Annotated in this window: 2 protein-coding genes; both read left to right on the top strand. The window is 53.3% G+C overall.

Annotated features, from left to right (window positions below; translation table 11 throughout):
- The first annotated feature begins 17 nt into the window (after positions 1–17).
- On the top strand, positions 18–7,727 hold the full coding sequence (locus H581_RS34430; protein ID WP_051250929.1) for an amino acid adenylation domain-containing protein: 7,710 nt from the start codon (positions 18–20) through the stop codon (positions 7,725–7,727).
- Positions 7,728–7,748: 21 nt separating this feature from the next.
- Entirely contained in the window at positions 7,749–20,441 is a 12,693-nt protein-coding gene (locus H581_RS34425) for a non-ribosomal peptide synthetase (protein WP_051250928.1), read from the top strand.
- Positions 20,442–20,451: the final 10 nt, after the last annotated feature.

The raw sequence follows: 20,451 nt of genomic DNA, 5'->3' as shown, positions 1-20,451 counted from the left end.
TGTCAGAGAGGTGCGGAATGTCAACTTTTAGGAAAGAGCAAGTGAAGGATATTTATTATTTGTCTCCGATGCAGGAAGGTATGCTATTTCATACTTTAATGAGCCGGGATGCCTCTTATTTTGAGCAAATGACCGTTCGCATTCGCGGAGAGCTGAATGTCGCCTTGTTCGAGGAAAGCATGAACCTGATTGTTGAGCGGTACGACGTGTTTCGGACTACTTTTTTATACGACAAGGTCAAGCGCCCGATACAGGTCGTCTTGAAGGATCGTCCGTTAAAAATTCAATTAGAGGACTTGTCTGGATTAACCAAAGAGGCGCAAGAGGTTAGCCTGGAGTCCGCCAGACAAAAGGATCGTGAGGCAGGCTTCGACTTGTCCCGCGATATCCCGATGCGCATGATTGTCTTCCGTCTTGCAGCGGACGAATATGAAATGATCTGGAGCCATCACCATATTCTAATGGACGGCTGGTGTCTCGGGATCATTATTAACGAATTGTTCAGCATGTACGGATGTCTGAAACGGCGGGAAACGCCTGCACTCGCGCCTGCGCAGCCCTACAGCGATTACATCAAATGGCTGGAAAAACAAGACAAGGAAAAAGCGTTAGCCTACTGGCGGGAGCTGCTTGGCGACTATGAGCAGGGGGTATCGCTTCCGAAACGCAAAGCCGCTTCAAACGTTCAAACGGGCAGCTATGAGCAGGCAGAGTTGCGCTTCGGCTTCGGTCTTGAGCTTTCCCGCAAGCTTCAGGAGCTGGCAAGCAGCCTTCAGATCACGTTAAACAGCTTGTTCCAAACGTTATGGGGCGTGATGCTGCAGCGGTACAATCATTTGGATGACGTCGTATTCGGCTCTGTCGTATCCGGCCGTCCATCGGAGCTGCCCGGTATCGAAACGATGGTCGGGCTGTTTATTAACACGATTCCGGTTCGCATACGCGCTTCGGGGAATGATTCGTTCGCGGAGCTGGCGGCAAGCGTACAGAGGAAGGCCATCGAATCAGAAGGCTATGACTACATGCCGCTGTACGACATTCAAAACTTGACGGAACTAAAAAATAATCTGATTAACCATATTATCGTGTTTGAGAATTATCCGGTTGAAAAGGAAGTTTCAGAGAGCGGTTCGGAGGATGCGCTCGGCTTCGATATAGGCGATGTAAGCATGTACGAGCAGACAAGCTATGACCTGAACATCATGGTGCTTCCGAGCGACGACTTGACCGTAAAGCTTATTTTCAATGCCTCCGTATATGATCCGATGCTGCTTCAAGCCATTGAAGGCCATCTCATTACGTTGGCTGAACAAGCTGCTGCAGACCCGGGCCTGCCTGTCCGCAGCATGCGAATCGTTACCAACGAAGAGCAGCGGCTGCTGGAATCGTTTCACGGCGAGGCTTGCGACTATCAATCGGAGCACACGGTTCACCGTTTGTTTGAAGAGCAGGCAGCTCGTTCGGCGGAAGCGGCGGCTATCGTGTCCGGCGCTGAGCAAATCACCTACAGTGAGCTGAATGAAGCGGCGAATCAGATGGCGCACAGATTACGGCGGCAGGGCGTCGGTCCAGGCAAGCCGGTCGGCATCATGGCTGACCGTTCGATTGCCTATGTGACGGGAGTGCTTGCCGTACTGAAGGCCGGCGGCGCATTCGTGCCGATCGATCCGGACCTTCCGGCAGAACGGGCTGCTTATATGCTGGATAACAGCGGAGCGGAAATGTTTCTGATTCAAACGGATATGATTGACCGGGCATCGGCGTTCGTTAGAGAGGGTATCACGCTTCAACTGCTGCAGGACGAGCTGTATGCACAGGAATCATCGGATAATCTTCCTCCGGCAGCAGGCTCTAACGATTTGCTTTACGTGATCTACACGTCCGGCACGACCGGACTGCCCAAAGGGGTCATGCTTGAGCATAAAAATATGGTCAATTTACTTTCCTATGTATGGACGAAAACGACCGTTCCTTATCATACAAAGGTACTGCAATATACAACGATCAGCTTCGACGTCTGCTATCAGGAAATCTTTTCGACTTTGCTGGCAGGAGGCACGCTTTGTTTGATCGATAACGATACGAAGAGCAGCGTAGAAAAACTAACGGCATGGATCGGCGAGCAATCGATTCCCGTCTTGTTCTTGCCGGTGCCCTTTCTCAAATTTATTTTTAATGAAAAGGATTATGCAGCGCTGTTCCCGCATTGCGTGAAGCACATTATAACCGCAGGCGAGCAGCTTGTCGTCTCGGATGGACTCCGAGCCTATTTGCGGGAACGAGAGGTTACGCTCCATAACCACTATGGTCCATCGGAAACGCATGTTGTTACGACACTATCGCTCGGTGCGCTGGATACGATAGCTGAATTGCCGGCGATCGGCCGGCCGATTTCCAATACAGGCATTTATATTCTAAATAGCGGAATGCAGCTTCAACCCGTCGGCATACCCGGCGAACTGTTTATCACCGGAGAAAATGTCGGGCGCGGCTATATCGGAAACGCCCAATTAACGGCTGAAAAATTTTTGCAGAACCCTTACCGCAGCGCGGAGCGCATGTATCGTACCGGCGACCTTGCATGCTGGCTGCCGAACGGGGACATTGAATTGCAGGGCCGCATGGACCATCAAGTGAAAATTCGCGGTCATCGTATCGAGCTTGGCGAGATCGAGTCCCGGCTGCTTAATCACCCTGCGATTACGGAAGCGGCGGCACTCGCCTACGAAGATAATCAAAAAAGTAAATATTTATGCGCGTATTTTGCAGCATCAGAAATGCTGACCACAGCCGGGCTGAGGGATTATATGCTTGAGGCGCTTCCTGATTACATGGTGCCGTCGTTCTTCGTCCAGCTTGAGCGGCTGCCGATAACGCCTAACGGAAAGACAGATCGGAGAGGGCTACCGATGCCGGAGGGAAGCCCGGATACAGGCGCTGCCTATGTCGCCCCGACGAATGAGCTGCAGCGAAAGCTGGCGACGATTTGGGAAGAGGTGCTCGGAGTCGCCCAAGTCGGTATACGCGACAGCTTCTTCGCGCTGGGCGGTCATTCCCTTAAAGCGATGATGCTCGTATCCGGCATAAGCAAGCAGTGCGGAGTCGACGTTCCGCTTAGAATTTTGTTCGAGAGACCGACCATTGAAGCGCTGACCCCCTATCTTGCAGATGATAAACAGGCTGATACCGACTACGTTCCGGCTGTTCCGCAGGCGAAGAAGCAGGAGTTGTACCCGGTATCGTCCGCGCAGAAACGGATGTTTGTACTTAATCAATTGGGCGGCGCTCATACGGGTTATAACATTCCCGGCATATTCCTGCTTGAGGGAGAAATCGATATTGCACGCTTTGAAGAGGCGATGCGGAAGCTGGTTGATCGACATGAATCGTTGCGCACCTCCTTCACGCTAACCGATGGCGAGCCGGTGCAGCGAGTGCATGACAGCATTCCCTTTAACGTGAACAGGATCGATATCTCCGATCAGCCGGAAGCGGCGCATGAGCCGGCGAAGCTGATCGAACGCTTTGTCCGTCCTTTCGATCTGCATGCAGCGCCGTTATTTCGCGTAGAGCTGGTTAAGCTGGCTGCAGACCGTCATTTGCTGCTTTTCGATCTGCATCATATTATTGCCGACGGCGTTTCGCTCGGCATTGTCATTAAAGAATTTACGGCATTGTATCATGGCGAGGAGCTGCCGGAGCTGCGTATCCAATTTAAGGATATTGCCGTCTGGCAAAACAGCCTGGTCGGATCGGAGGCTTTCAGCAGGAAGGAAGCGTTCTGGCTGGAGCAATTCTCAGGCGATTTGCCGCTGCTTGATCTTCCGGCCGATTATGCGCGGCCAGCCGTTAGAAGCTTTGAAGGCGACCATTTGTCTATGCTCGTCGAACCTGAGCTTGCCGCAGCGCTTGACGAGCTGGCAGCGAAAGAAGGCGCTACGCTCTATATGGTGATGCTCGCCGCATACTTCAGCCTGCTGTACAAATATACCGGTCATACGGACATGATCGTCGGTTCACCGGTTGCCGGACGAACGCATGACGATATGAATCATGTAGTCGGGATGTTTGTGAATACTTTAGCGCTGCGCGCAAAACCGGCGGGGGACAAGACGTTCCGCGCTTTAATGAAAGAAGTGAAAGAGACTTCATTGCTGGCATTCGAGCATCAGGATTACCCGTATGAAACGCTGCTGGAGAAGCTGGATATGCCTCGTGATCTGAGCCGTAACCCATTGTTCGACGCGGTGTTCATGGTTCAGAATCTATCGGAAGGAGCAGAGGATCCGGATGGATTAAAGGTAACCCCCTGTGAATTCGAAAATAAATGGTCCAAATTCGATTTGACGCTCCTGGCGGAGCCGTCAAGCCAAGGGATAACGCTTGGCGTTGAATTCAGCACGGCTTTATTCAAGAAGGATTCGATGGTGCGATTTCTGAGCTATTATTCGGAAATATTAAAGGCCGTTGTTCGCCAACCCGAGCAGACTCTGGCCGAAATAAATATGCTGACGGCTGAAGACAGCCTGATGCTGCTGGAGGATTTCAACGATACAAGCGCAGAAATCCCGGCGGAAGGGACTGTCAGCGCACGGTTTGAGCAGCAAGCAAGCCGTATGCCTCATGCGGCTGCTTTAAAGCTTGGCAATTATTCATTGTCCTATGCGGAGCTGAATGCGATGGCTGACAGAATGGCTGCCAGACTTCGCCGTAATGGCGTTAGAGCGGAAGCGATAGTCGGAGTGATGATGGAGCGGTCCGTCGAGATGGTCGTGTCGATGCTCGCTATCGTTAAAGCCGGCGGGGCCTATCTGCCAATCGATATCGATTATCCGGCTGAACGGATTCAGTACATTGTACAGGACAGCGGTGCGAAGCTGCTTGTAACCAGACAACGGGACTTGGATCAGGTCCGGGGAAGCATAGACGCGTATAGCAATTTGCTCGTGTATGAGGAGGACAATGACTTCGTTGTTCATCATGACGGCCAGGCTGCCGCCGGCTCTCTCTCGAGCGATGATCAAGCACAGGAAGAGCAGAAGCAGCCATGTACTCCTAAAAGCCTGGCATACGTCATCTATACATCCGGTACGACCGGAAAGCCGAAAGGGACGCTGCTGGAGCATAGAGGACTTGTGAATTTACAGCATTATTTCCAAAACCATTACGGCATTGGCGAGGGAGATCGAATCGCCCAGTTCGCGAGCAGCTCCTTCGACGCATCGGTTTGGGAAATCGTTATGGCGCTGTTCACCGGAGCAAGCCTGCATATCGTTCCTAAGGAATCCTTGAACGATTATGCAAGCTTCGAAGCCTTTATGAATGAGGAACAAATAACGGTTATTACTCTGCCGCCTGCATTCGCCATACATCTGGAGCCGGAGCGGCTGCCTTATTTGCGGCGTCTCATTACAGCCGGTTCTGCGGCTTCGAGGGAGCTGGTCACACGGTGGATTGACCGTGTCAGTTACGTCAATGCCTATGGCCCGACAGAGACGACGATATGCGCGACTGCTTGCGAGATAGACGAGAAGCTGCTTGCAGCTTCTATAAGCGTACCGATCGGCAAGCCTATCACGAATACGAAAGCATACATTGTCAGCCATGATAACCAGCTGCAGCCCATCGGCGTACCGGGGGAATTATGCATCGGAGGCGCAGGTGTGGCCAGAGGTTATTTAAACCGGCCGAAGCTGACCGACGAGAAATTTGTTCCCTGTCCGTTCATACAAGGCGAGCGGATGTACCGGACCGGAGATTTAGCACGCTGGCAGCCTGACGGCAGCATCGAATATTTGGGTCGAATCGATCATCAGGTGAAAATTCGCGGCTTCCGCATTGAGCTTGGTGAAATTGAAACGGCCATGCTCCAGAAAAGCAGCGTTGATGAAGCTATCGTTCTGGCTCTGACTGACGAACGAGGGGATGCCTATCTATGTGCTTTCTATACGGCTCAAATCTCTCTAGATCCGGCCGGGATGCGTGAGCACTTGGAGGCCAAGCTGCCGGGCTATATGCTTCCGGCGCGCTTCATTCCATTAGAGAGGATGCCGCTTACCGCGAATGGCAAAATCGACCGTCGCGCTCTGCATGAAACAGCCGGAACGATTTTTGCGGACGGCACGCTGCATATCGCGCCTCGAACGGAAACGGAAGAGAAGCTTGCCGGTTTATGGTCCGAGCTGCTTGGTGCCAAGCGAATCGGTATACACGATGATTTCTTCAAGCTCGGCGGTCACTCGTTGAAAGCGATGAGCCTTATTTCGAAGATTATTCAAGTCTTTGGCGTGAAGCTGGAATTAAGCTCGCTGTTTGAACGTTCGACACTGGAAGCATTGGCAGCAGCGATCGACCGCAAGGAGCGGATAGAGACAACCGCAATTGTACCGCTTCCGAACAGCCCGCATTATGAGGTATCGGCTGCTCAGCGCCGCATGTATATCATGCACCAGTTCGAAGGTGAAGGTACTGGCTACAATATGCCAGGCGCGATGATCATAGAGGGAGAAATAAACCCTGACCGGCTGCAGGACGCTTTCCGCAGCATCATTCAGCGTCATGAGACATTCCGGACGACCTTCCATTCGACCTCCGGAGAGCCGGTACAGAAGATTCATATGGAGGCGCCGTTCGAGATTTCTTACCGGCATGCCGGCGAGGCTGAACTCGGCAGCGTGCTGAACGAATTTGTGCAGCCTTTCGATCTGGAGCAGGCACCTCTGCTTCGTGTCGGACTCGTTATGCTTGAGCCGGCCAGACATCTGCTGATGTTCGACATGCATCATATTATTGCCGACGGCGTCTCGATGGCTATTCTGGTTCGCGAGTTTGTCGAGCTTTATGCGGGACGCGAGCTTCCAGCTCTAAACCTGCAGTATAAAGATTTCGCAGCATGGCAGAACCAGCTGTTTGCCTCCTCTGCCAATGATCGTATGAAAGCTTTCTGGAAAGCGCAATTTGAGGGCGGCGTTCCGCAGCTATCGCTTCCGACCGATTTCGGAAGACAGGAGAAGCGGGATTTTGCAGGCGATTCGATTACGTTTGGCACCATTCCGGGTCTAAAGGATAAGCTTCTGCTTCTAAGTGAAGAAACGGGTTCAACGGTATTTATGGTGCTGCTTGCAGCGTACCACGTACTGCTCTCCAAGTACTCTGGTCAGACTGACATCGTTATCGGCGTACCGGCTGCCGGACGGCCGCGTGCCGAGCTCGATCAAGTTATGGGCATGTTCGTTAATACCTTGGCTCTACGGAACATTCACGATGCCGATTTAACCTTCTCGGCATTTATTCTTCAAGTAAAAAAACGGACGCTGGAAGCCTTCGAGCATCAGGATTTTCCTCTTGAACAGCTAATAGCCGAACTTGATCTGCAGCGCGACTTAAGCCGCAACCCGTTGTTCGATACGGTGTTCAGCCTGCAAAATATTGCGGGCGAGGCGGAAGAGATCGACGGTTTGCGATTTGAGCCGTATGAATTCGAAAGCTCGATTGCGAAGTTCGATTTGACGCTGTCGGCGGTTGAAGAAGAGGCGGACTTCAGATTTTCCTTCGAATACGCTGCTGCGTTGTTCAAGCGAGATACGGTTATTCGGCTGGCGCAGCATTTGATCAAGGTGCTGGAGACCGTAACGAACGATCCGAGCATCCGCATCGGCGACATTCAGCTGATCGAAGCCGGGCAAATGGATAATTTACTGGGAGAAGACGTTCAGTTTCAATTCTGATTCGGTTGGAGGAGACTCGCAATGATCGATAAACGCGCGCAACAAATGCTGCTGGCAGGCGGCCGTTACGATAAGGAACAGCAATATTGGGCCGATAAGCTTCAAGACGACATCGGCATGAGCGAGCTTCCGCGGATGATGATGCGCGGGGGCTTAGCCTCGGCCGCTAAGGAAGCCGGCAGCAGCACCTATAGTTTCGGTATTCATCGTCATGTTGTAGATGAAGCTGCTGCCGGCAAGCTGAGAGCTGCCGCAAGCACCGGATACGGCCTGTTTATGCTACTGCTATCCGGCGTCAGTTATTTGGTGCACCACTATACATCCGCCGGTCAAGCCCGGATCGGGGTGCCGGTGTTTAAGCAGCATAAAGAGTTGAAGGAGCCGGTAAATCAGCTGCTGGTCATTCATACCGAATTAAAGGGCGACTATACCTTCCGCGATTGGGCAGGTCATGTCCGGCAAGCCGTGACGGAGGCTAATGAGCATCAGAACATTCCCTTTCACACTTTGGCCGAATATGCGCAGATTGCGTTGTCGGAGGATGGAACGGCTGAATTGCCGACTCTGGTCATGCTGGATGGTGTCCATGACAGAAGTTATGCGGAAAAAATCAATACAAGTCTGGCATTTGTGTTCAGCATGGAAGAGGATCGTCTGGAGGTTGCCATTGAATACGACTTACATCGCTATAGCGAGCAATCCATTCAATCGTTAGCCGTTCATCTCAGCCAAGTGCTGAGAGCGATTGAAACGCCTGACGAACCGTTATCCCGGTTAAGCTTGCTGACTGAGGAAGAACGTAATCTCCTGCTGAACACTTTTAACGATACGTCGATTGATCTGCCCCAAGGACGAACGCTGCATGCGCTTTTTGAGGAGCAAGCCCATCGATCGCCCGAGAGAACCGCCGTTCAATTTGGCGGCGAACGTCTTACCTACCGCGAGCTGAATGCGCGCGCCAATCAGCTTGCGCGCACGCTTCGCGCTCGCGGAGCAGCAGCGGATACCGTCGTTGCCGTCCTGTCGGAACGCTCGAACGAAATGATTGTTGCGCTGCTTGCTGTTCTGAAGGCAGGCGCTGCATACTTGCCGGTTGATCCTGCTTATCCGCAGGAGAGAAGGGCATATTTGCTCCAAGACAGCCGTGCCAATCTCGTATTGGCGCAAACCCGTCTGCTCGCTGAGAGCGGTTCGGTGCAGACGCTCGATCTGGGCGACGCGGCTTCTTACGATGCCGATGATTCCGATCTGGCAGCTTTGGCTGGCCCTGAGCATATGGCCTATCTCATCTATACGTCAGGAACAACCGGGCAACCAAAGGGTGTTGCCGTAGAGCATCGCGGAGTCGCGAATTCGATTCAATGGCGTGCTGCCGAATACGGTCTTACGGAACAGGATGTTGTGCTTCAATTGTTCTCGTTCTCGTTCGACGGATTTGTGACAAGCTTCTTCACGCCGATCGTCGCCGGGGCATCAGTCGTGCTTGTTTCCGAAGAGGAAGCGAAGGACCCGTTGGCCATTAGAAGGCTCATCACCGCTGAGGGAGTGACGCATTTTATCAGCGTGCCCAGTTTATATGGCGTCATCATAGACGGCATGAAGCCGGAGGATGCCGTCTCGCTGCGGATCGTAACGTTAGCTGGAGAACGAATTCCGGATTCCCTTCTTGAGAAGAGCAGAAGGATTGCGCCGCAAACGGAGCTTGTGAATGAGTACGGGCCGACAGAAACCAGCGTAGTCGCTACGATTTGCCGTCAGTTACAGGCGGATGAAGCGGTGACGATCGGAAGTCCGATTGCGAACACAAGCATATATATCGTTAACGAGCATTTGCAGCTTATGCCGGTAGGCGTTCCCGGCGAGTTGTGCATAGCGGGTGCCGGCCTGGCCCGCGGTTATTGGATGCGGCCGGAGCTGACCGCGGAGAAATTTGTGAACTGTCCCTACTTGCAAGGGCAGCGTATGTACCGTACCGGAGATTTGGCCCGCTGGCTTCCGGACGGGCGGATCGAATATCTGGACCGGATCGATCATCAGGTCAAGATTCGCGGCTATCGCATTGAGCTTGGCGAGATCGAAGCAGCGGTGCTTAGTCAGCCGTCCGTCGAGGAAGCGGTTGTCATTGCCCTTGATGATGCCGACGGACAAAAAACCTTATGCGCTTATTTGACTGCGGAAGACGAGCTTGCTCTCCTGGACATTAAGGAGAGACTCGCATCTGAGCTTCCATCGTACATGGTGCCGGCGCACTTCGTTCAGCTTGCATACATGCCGCGCTTGCCAAGCGGCAAGCTGGACCGAAAAGCGCTTCCGGAACCGGACTTCACGGCGTCAGTTCCGGGCGATGCTGCGGGATATTTCCCGCCGTCGAATGAAACGGAACAAAAGTTATGCACGATGTGGCAGGAGCTGCTTGCGCTGCCGGTCATCGGAACGAAGGATCATTTTTTCAAAAAAGGGGGACATTCCCTCAAGGCGATGACGATGATCTCGCAAATTCATCAAACATTCGGCGTAGAGGTTCCGCTCCGCGTTATTTTCGAATCGCCGGTCATTGAAGCGATCTCGGCTTATATTATCGGACAGAGGGAGTCGGGACTCGGTCATTCCTATTCGGATATTGAGGCCGTGACGCCAAGAGCATATTACCCGGTATCTTCGGCTCAGAAGCGGATGTATGTCGTCAGCACGCTTGCGGGTTCAGGGACCAGTTACAATTTACCAGGCTTCATCCTTATCGAAGGAGAGCTCGACGTTCCTCGTCTGCAAGGAGCTTTCCATCAATTAGTTAATCGTCACGAAACGCTACGGACACGCTTTGAGACTGTGGACGGAGAACCGGTTCAGATCGTGGAGGAATTGGCTGAGCTTGACGTTCCTTATTCGGAAGCCGATGAATCCGAAACGGAGCGCTTGACGGAGGCTTTCGTACGTCCGTTCGAGCTGAATACCGCGCCGCTGTTCCGGGCTGAGCTGGTCAAATTAAAGGAACATAAACATTTGCTGATGTATGACATGCATCACATTATTTCAGACGGCGTGTCGGCTGGTATTATAGTCAAGGAATTTGTAGAGCTGTATCAGGGCTCCGATTTAGAACCGCTGCGCGTTCAGTATAAGGATTACGCGGTGTGGCAGCAGGAGCGGCTTGGTTCAGCCCAATTGAAGACACAGGAGCACTATTGGCTGAATCGGTTTTCGGACGAGCTGCCGGTGCTTGATCTTCCGACCGACTTCCCGCGCCCGCCTGTGCAAAGCTTTCATGGCGGCGTCGTAACACAACAGGCTGACCGGTCGCTGCTCGATCTGCTGCAAGCACTTGCGAAGCAGACGGATACGACACTTTATATGGTGCTGCTCGCAGCTTATAACGTCATGCTCGCCAAATATTCGGGAAAAGAAGATATCATCATCGGATCCCCGACCGCAGGCCGCCAGCATGCGGATACTGAGCCGATGATCGGCATGTTCGTCGGTACGCTTGTCATGCGCAACAGGCCGGAAGCGGATAAAACATTTGCTTCCTTCCTGCAGGAAGTAAAGGAATCTACGCTCGAAGCGTTCGATCATCAAGGGTATCCGTTCGAGTCTTTGATCGAGAAGCTCGGGCTTCAACGGGATATTAGCCGTAACCCTCTGTTCGACACGATGTTTATCGTACAGAACATGGATCTTGAAGCGGCCGGGCTGTCTGGTCTAAGTTTCATCCCGCTGAACTCTGAGGCGCGGGTTTCCAAGTTCGATTTGTCCCTGCAGGCGAGAGAAGCGGAGGAAGGACTGCTGCTTAGCGCAGAGTACAGCTCCGCGTTATATAAGGAGGAGACCGTCCAGCGGATGCTGGGGCACTTTATCGAAATATTAAAGTGCATCGCCGCACGGCCTGATCGTTCTATCCGTGATATTGAAATGATTACCGAGGGGGAGAAGCAGGTTATACTGCGGGTCTTCAATGATACCCGTACCGCTTATCCGCGCGATGCCTCCATTGCAGAGCTATTCCGGAATCAAGCTCAGCTTACCCCGGAGCATGCCGCAGTCACCTATTGCGGACGAATCATGAGCTACAGAGAGCTTAATGCCTGCGCAAATCGAATAGCCCGCAAGCTTCAGGAGGATGGGATTGGCCGCGGAGATACGGTAGCCGTATATGCTGACCGATCGCTTGCGCTGATCGTCGGAGTATTAGGGATTTTGAAGGCAGGGGCTGCCTTCGTCACGCTTGATCCTTTATTTCCTGAGGAACGGATTCGATTCATGCTGGAGGACAGCGCAGCTTCGGCATGCTTGACATTCGGAACGGAGCCGATAACGTCCACGTCATTAACGATCAATTGGATTGATCTGACACGATGGTTGTCATCCGAGTCTGCCGAGGAAGATGACTTGCACGTGGCGATTGCGCCTGACGATCTTGCCTACATCATGTATACGTCAGGTTCTACCGGCAATCCGAAGGGCGTCATGGTAGAGCAGCGTAACGTTGTCCGACTGGTAAAAGGGACGAACTACGCTTCCTTCGATCCGGACGGATGCTTGCTGCTGACGGGTTCTGTCGGCTTTGATGCCATTACGTTTGAAATCTTTGGCGCATTGCTGAACGGATTGACTCTGCATATCGTGGACAAGGATGTTCTGCTGCATACGGAACATCTGGCTGCCTATATTCATGAGCATCGGATCACATTGATGTGGTTGACGGCGCCGCTGTTCAACCAGCTTTCGGAAGAACGTCCCGACATGTTCGCAGGCGTCAGGCAATTAATTATCGGGGGCGACGTGCTTTCTCCGCGCCATATTAATCGCGTGCGCCGCGGCACGCAGGGCATTACACTGATTAACGGTTACGGTCCAACGGAGAATACGACGTTCTCAACTACCTACGCAATCGATACAGACTTTGAGGATTCCATTCCGATCGGCCGGCCGATTAGCAACTCGACTGCTTATATTATGAATGAAGCCGGTCATCTGCAGCCGGTCGGCGTACCGGGCGAGCTTGTTGTTGGAGGCGACGGCGTCAGCCGCGGGTATGCGAACCTGCCGGAAATGTCAGCAGAGAAATTTGTTCCGAATCCGTATGAGCACGGCGAACGGATGTATAGAACGGGGGATCTTGCCCGTTGGCGCGCAGACGGCATGATCGAATATTTGGGCCGGATTGACCAGCAGGTGAAAATTCGCGGTTACCGGATTGAGCTTCATGAGATCGAAACGGGATTGTTGAAGCAGCCGGGAATGAAGGAAGCATGTGTCGTTGCCGGCGAGGATCTGAACGGTCAAAAGGCATTATGCGCTTATTATGTCAGTGAAGCTAATTTGGAAGTATCGGAGCTTCGTGCGGCGCTGGCTCAGCAGTTACCGGCGTATATGATACCGCTATGTTTCATACAGCTGGAACGGTTTCCGCTAACCGCTAATGGGAAAATCGACCGCCGCGTTTTGCCGAAGCCGGATTTCACAGCAGCCGCAGCTCTTAGCGCCGGCTATGTGTCTCCTCGTACCGCTACGGAATCGCAGCTTGCTGCGTTATGGGAAGAAGCGCTCGGCATCCGGCCGGTCGGCGTGACGGATGATTTCTTCGCGCTTGGCGGTCATTCCTTGAAAGCGATGACGCTGATCGCTCGTATGAAACGGCGCTTTGGCGTTGACGTTCCGCTGCGGAAGCTGTTTGAAGCGGCGACAATAGAAGCTTTGGCCGTCTATATTGATCATGCGGATAAAGCTGTACAGGCTGCTGTCGGCAAGGCGCCGGAGCAGCCGCATTATCCGCTGACGCCGGCCCAGGAACGATTGTTTGTGCTAAGCCGGTTCGAGGGAGCAGGCATTAGCTATAACCTTCCGCGTGTGATGACGATAGACGGTCCGCTTGAATGGGAGCATTTGCAGCTGGTATTCCGCAAGCTGGTTACCCGTCACGAAGCGCTTCGCACCTCATTCGTCCTCGTAGACGGCGAACCCGTACAGCGTATTGCGCCGGACGATGACATTCATTTTGAAGTGATCAGGCGGCAAGCGGAGGAAGCGGAATTGACCCAGCTTGTCGATGCATTTATTCGACCTTTCGATTTGGAGAAAGCCCCGCTTCTTCGGGTAGAGCTGATCGAGCTTTCAGCAGAGAAGCATGTGATGATGTGCGATATGCATCACATTATTGCCGACGGAGTGTCGATGAGCCTTTTCATGAAGGAATTCGCCGAGCTTTATGAAGGTGCGGAGCTGCCTGCTCTTCGCATTAGCTATAAGGATTTTGCAGTATGGCTAAACAGCGGGGAAGGCAAGTCCGCCTTGAAGCTGCAAGAGCAATATTGGCTGGAAGCTTTCGCGGAGGAAGCTCCGCTTCTGGCATTGCCGACCGATTACCCGCGTCCCGCCGTACAAAGCTTCAAAGGCGCCAATCATGCCGTCCAAGCTGGAGGCGCGCTGAAAAACGCTTTGAACGAAGCGGCGGCAAAGACGGGGACGACCTTATATATGGTGCTTCTTGCGGCGTACAATGTGCTGCTTCACAAATACAGCGGCCAGACCGACATCGTTGTGGGTACGCCGGTGGCGGGACGCCCGCATGCGGATGTGGAGCCGATTATCGGTATGTTTGTTAATACGCTAGCCTTGCGCAGCTATCCCGAGTCCTCCAAAACGTTCGGGCAGCTGCTGGAAGAAGTGAAGCAATCAGCGCTCGCGGCGCTGGACAATCAGCACTACCCGTTCAACACACTCGTGGAAAAGCTGAACCTGCCGCGTGATTTAAGCCGGAACCCGCTCTTTGATACGATGTTCAGCCTGCAAAATATCGATATGGACACGCGGGAGCTGACGGGGCTGCGCATTGAGCCGTTCCATTTCGAAGGCGGCGCGGCCAAGTTCGATTTATCGCTGGAAGCAACGGAGACGGAAGACGAGCTTATTATAAGCTTCGAGTACGGAACGGCCCTTTTCAAGCGCGAGACGATCGAGCGGATGGGCGATCATTTTCTTCATATATTGAAAGAGATTGCCGCTAATCCCCACCTGCCGATTGCTGAGATCGATATGATGTCTGTAGAGGAAAAGTCTCAATTGACGGAGCGTTTTAACGATACGGCAGCGGAATTTCCAGCTGAAACGACCATACATGAAGTGTTCGAGGCTCAAGCGGACAAAACGCCGGACGCTGTCGCCGTAATGGACGGCAGCCGGACGTTTACTTACCGCGAGCTGAATGCTCAAGCTAACCGGTTGGCGCATAAGCTGCGTGCAAGCGGCGTCGGTCCGGATCGGATCGTACCGCTTATGCTGGAACGCGCTGCCGAGATGATTATCGGCATTCTCGCTATTCACAAAGCCGGAGGAGCTTATCTGCCCGTCGATCCGGATTTTCCGGAGGAGAGAATCCGGTACATGCTTGAGGATTCCGGAGCCGAATGGCTGCTGACGCAAACGAGGTTTGTTGCAAAAGCGCATTCTCTGCCGGTTGGTGAAATGATTGACCTCGATGATCCTGCAGCCTATGCGGACAGGGAAGCCGGAAATTTACAACCGATCGCCGGACCGAGCCATCTCGCTTATGTTATTTATACGTCAGGCTCAACCGGCAAGCCAAAAGGCGTCATGATCGAGCACAGAGCTGCGATCAATCGGATTCACTGGATGCAAAAGGCGTATCCGATAAACGAAAACGACGTTATTTTGCAGAAAACACCGTATACCTTCGACGTTTCCGTCTGGGAAATGTTCTGGTGGGGCTTTACCGGCGCAAAGGTTTGCTTCCTGAAGCCGGGAGGGGAGAAGGACCCCGAGGAAATCGTTCAGGCGATTGAGCGCAGCCGCATAACGACGCTGCATTTTGTTCCATCGATGCTTAGTATTTTTCTGGATTATATTGCGCGCGGTTCGCATGCGGAGCGGCTGTCGAGCCTGCGCCTGCTATTTGCCAGCGGTGAAGCGCTGCAGCCTGGCCAAGTGAGTCGATTCCATTCCGAGCTTTACAGCCGGCATGGCGCCAAGCTGATAAACCTATACGGTCCGACTGAGGCTGCCGTCGACGTCTCGCACTTTGACTGCTCGACGAGTGATAGATCGGGTATCGTTCCTATTGGCAAACCGATCGATAACATTCAATTGTATGTGGTGAACGGGGATTTTCGCCTGCAGCCGGTTGGCATCCCGGGAGAGCTGTGCATAGCCGGTGTCGGATTGGCACGGGGTTATGTGAACAAGCCGGAGCTGACAGCGGAGAAGTTTGTAGACCACCCGTTCACGCCAGGCACGAAGATGTACCGTACCGGCGACTTGGCCCGCTGGCTGCCGGACGGAAATATGGAATATTTGGGCAGGCTTGACTTCCAGGTCAAAATTCGCGGTTACCGGATTGAGCTTGGCGAGATCGAAACCGTGCTGCTCAAGCATGAGGCTGTTCGCGATACCGTTGTTGCCGCCTTGCAGGATAAGGAGAAGCTAAGCTTCCTGTGCGCTTACTTTACGGCTGACCGCGAGCTGAACGTTAACGAGCTTCGCGGGCATATAGGCAGCTCACTCCCGGCCTATATGATTCCTGCGCAGTTCGTTCAGCTTGAAAGCTTGCCGTTGTCGCCCAATGGCAAAATAAACAGGAAAGCTTTGCCTGAGCCTGAAGGACAGCTGGCTACCGGCGCGGCGTATATCGCACCCCGCACGCCGACGGAGGAGCTGCTTGTCGGCTTGTGGCGGGAGGCTCTCGGCATCGAGCGCATCGGCGTACTGGACAGCTTCTTCGCTCTCGGCGGCCACTCGCTCAAAGCAATGGCGCTGCTCGCACAGATGCATAAGGCATGCGGAGTAGAGGTTCCGCTTCGCTATCTGTTCGAATGGCCAACGATTGAAGCGGCTGCGCGCTATATCGACGAGTATGCCGAGCAAACCTACAGCCCGATCAGACCTGCGCCAAAGCAGGAATTATATGCGGTGTCATCGGCACAGAAGCGCATGTACATTCTGGACCTGTTCGAAGGAAAAGGGACAAGTCTTGCCTATAATATGCCGGCTGTCATCGGGTTTGAAGGGATTATGGATGAAGCTCGATTTGAACAGGCTCTGCAAAGGCTTGTTTCCCGGCATGAGCCGCTTCGAACGTCCTTCCATCAAGCGAACGGAGAACCGCTTCAGCGGGTTCACGACAAGGTTGACATGTATCTGGAGCGCCATCAAGCAAGCACCGAGGAAGAGGCGGGTCAATTAATCGAAGAATGGTTCCGCCCATTCGATCTGGCTGAGGCTCCCCTGCTGCGCGCGGCCCTGTTCCGGATCTCGGAGCAAAAGCATGTATTTGCCTATGACATGCATCATATCGTTTCGGATGGCGTATCGGGTTCCATCTTCCTGCAGGAGCTCATCCAATTGTACGAAGGAGAGGACCTGCCGGCACCCGCGCTGCACTATAAGGACTTTGCTTTATGGCAGAACGAATGGCTGGAAAGCGAGGCTTTTGTCAAACAAGAGCAATTCTGGCTGAATCAATTTGCAGGGGGAGACGTTCCGCTGCTGGAACTGCCTGCCGACTATGCTCGACGAGCCGTGAAGAGCTTCTCCGGCGCCGTCGTTGCATTCGAAGCAAATACCGAATTGGCGCACAGACTTGAAGGGTTGGCGCAAGATTCCAGAGCGACCTTGTACATGGTGCTGCTTGCCGCCTACAAGGTACTGCTCTCCCGTTATTCGGGTCAAACGGATATCGTCGTCGGAGCCCCGATCGCGGGACGCTCGCACGCCGATACGGCAGGCATGCTTGGCATGTTCGTTAATTCATTGGCTATGCGCAGCTCGTTAAGCGCGGAACGGACCTTCAGGGAGTTCCTGTCGGACGTGAAGCAAAATGCGCTGGATGCTTTCGAGCACCAGGATTATCCGTTTGAAATGCTGGTCGAGAAGCTGCAGCTGCCGCGCGATCTAAGCCGTAACCCGTTGTTTGACACTGTAGTGGTTTGGCAAAATGCGGGGTCTGAACGCAGCGATGCGGCCGAAGCTCCGCATTCGCAAAGCGAGCTTCGCATCGTACCGTTCGGTCAGGAGCATAGCATATCCAAATTCGATCTCTCCTTGATAGCCGCGCCAGGCGAAGGGACTTTGCGTCTAAGCTTTGAATATTGTACGGACCTGTTCCGGGAAGAGACCATTAATAGTATGGCAGGCCATTTCCTGCGCATCCTTGAGGCTGCGGCGTATTTTCCGGATTCGGTTATCGGACAAATTGATTTGATAACTAACGAGGAGAAGCGGTGGCTGTCCGAAAACAATGCGACCGAACGAGAATACGCAGGCTCTAACCTGCTGCATGGGCTGTTTGAGGAGCAGGCGAGCCGACTGCCTGCCCAGCCGGCCATCGTGCAAGGGGAGTCATCCTTGACTTACTCAAAGCTGAATGCGAGGGCGAATCAATTAGCCCGCACGATCCGAAGCTACGGCGTTCAAAGTGGCGATATTGTCGCTATTTCAGCAGATCGGTCACTCGATATGGCCGTAGGCATGCTTGCCGTCATGAAGGCAGGTGCCGCGTACTTGCCGGTCGATCCCGATTATCCTGCCGACCGTATCCGTTATTTGCTCAAGGACAGCAGAACACCGCTCTTGCTCGCAAGAGCAAGCGCGATACAGGCGGCAGACTACGAATTCAGCGGCAGCATTCTTAATCTGGAGTCGGAAGACAGCTACGATGCGGATGACTCGAATCCGGAATGGACCGTGTTGCCTCAGGACTTGGCGTATGTGATCTATACCTCCGGGACTACCGGCGAACCGAAGGGCGTCATGATCGAGCATCAAAGTATTGCGAATTCCGTGAAATGGAGGCGGGCTGAATTCGGATTCGGACCGGAAGACAAGGCGCTGCAAATCATGTCGTTCGCCTTCGATGCGTCCGTCAGCAGCTTGTTTACGCCGCTTGCTTCGGGCGCCGTCAGCTATCTCGTGCCGAAAGAGGAAGCGAAGGACCCGGCAGCATTGAAAAAATATGTTTCCGACCTTAAAATCACACATCTTAACTGCGTATCTAGCTTATTTGGCACCATCATCCATTTGCTTGAGCCGGACGAGGCTGTATCGCTTCGTCAAATTACGCTCGGCGGCGAGCCTGTCAGCGGCGGCTTGGTAGAGCAAACGAAACGTAAAAACGCAAAGGTAGAGCTAATCAACGAATACGGGCCTACCGAAAGCAGCGTAATGTCCACCTATATGCGCGGACTTGATCCGGACCGAAGCATTACGATCGGCAAGCCGATTGCCAATACAAAAATCTATATTGTGAATGATCGGATGCAGCAGCAGCCGGTTGGAGTCAGAGGGGAGCTTTGTATTGCGGGCATCGGTCTCTCACGCGGTTATTGGAATCAGCAGGAGCTGACGGAGGAGAAATTTGTCCCGTGTCCATTTGTCCCGGGCGAGCGCATGTACCGAACAGGCGATGCGGCGCGCTGGCTGCCTGACGGCATGATCGAATTCGCGGGCCGAATTGACCGGCAGGTGAAGGTACGCGGCTATCGCATTGAACTTGCCGAGATCGATGCGGTGCTGCTGAAGCTTCCTGCCGTACGCGAAGCGTCCGTTCAAGCGCTTAACGATGCGGGCGGCGAGAACTATTTATGCGCTTATCTAGTCGTCGATGACGAAGAAACGGTCCATGCAGCCAAAGCTGCCGCAATCAAAGAGCTTCCGGCGTATATGGTACCCGCTTATTTCATTCGGCTGAAGAAGCTCCCTTTAACGCCAAACGGCAAGATCGATCTCAAGGCATTGCCGCTGCCGGACGTTAATGCTTTGCGCGAGCCATATACTGCTCCGAGGAATGAAGAGGAGCAGAAGCTAGCGCAAATATGGGAGGAGCTGCTCGGTATCCCTCAAGCCGGCATACATGATAACTTTTTCGAGGTTGGCGGCAATTCACTGAAGGCCGCTATGTTAACGGTTAAAGTGTATGAACGACTGCGGGTGGAGCTTCCATTCCTTGCCGTCTTCCAGCAACCGACGATAGCTGAACTTGCCGGTTTCATAGCCCGCCGCCGTATTCAGCGAAGCGAGGAGCAACCGATTACGTTACTCAACGGTCCGGCGGAACGACATTTGTTCTGCTTCCCGCCGATTGCCGGTTACGGCTTCGTATATCAGAAGCTTGGCGCGTTGCTCGAAGAAGCAGGCATTGCCGTTTACGGCTTCGATTTCATTCATGAAGATGACCAAATCGAGCAGTATGTCAAATACATTCGCGGCGTACAGCCGGAAGGCCCTTATCTTCTTCTCGGTTACTCAGCTGGCGGCAACCTTGCTTTCAATGTAGCCCGGATGCTCGAAGCCGAGGGGAGCAGCGTATCCGATCTGATCATGCTCGATGCCGAGCCTAAGAAGAAGGCGATCAAGCAGACGGCACGGCAAACGGAAGAGAAGGTCGGTGAAATTATCGATCAGGAAGCAGCGGGCACGCAATATGGAGCCTATCTGCAGAATGGTATGATCCGCGATACGATCTACCGGCACATCGTAGCCTATATGTCATTTCTGAACAAGCTTGACAATAAGGGCAAGCTCGCCGCCGACATCCATTTCATCGAGTCCGAAGGCAAGGAACTGAGCCTGCTTCAGCGTCAGCTTGACTGGAGCAAGCATACTACCGGCCGGCATCTCAAATATAAAGGAGCCGGAACGCACGAGGATATGCTCGAGCCTGCCTATATAACGGCTAACGCAGAATTGATCAGACAACTGCTTCGCTGATCGGGAAAGG

The organism is Paenibacillus harenae DSM 16969, assembly GCF_000422465.1.
GTDB classification, from domain to species: Bacteria; Bacillota; Bacilli; order Paenibacillales; family Paenibacillaceae; genus Pristimantibacillus; species Pristimantibacillus harenae.
This window is presented reverse-complemented; position numbering and strand designations above follow the sequence as displayed.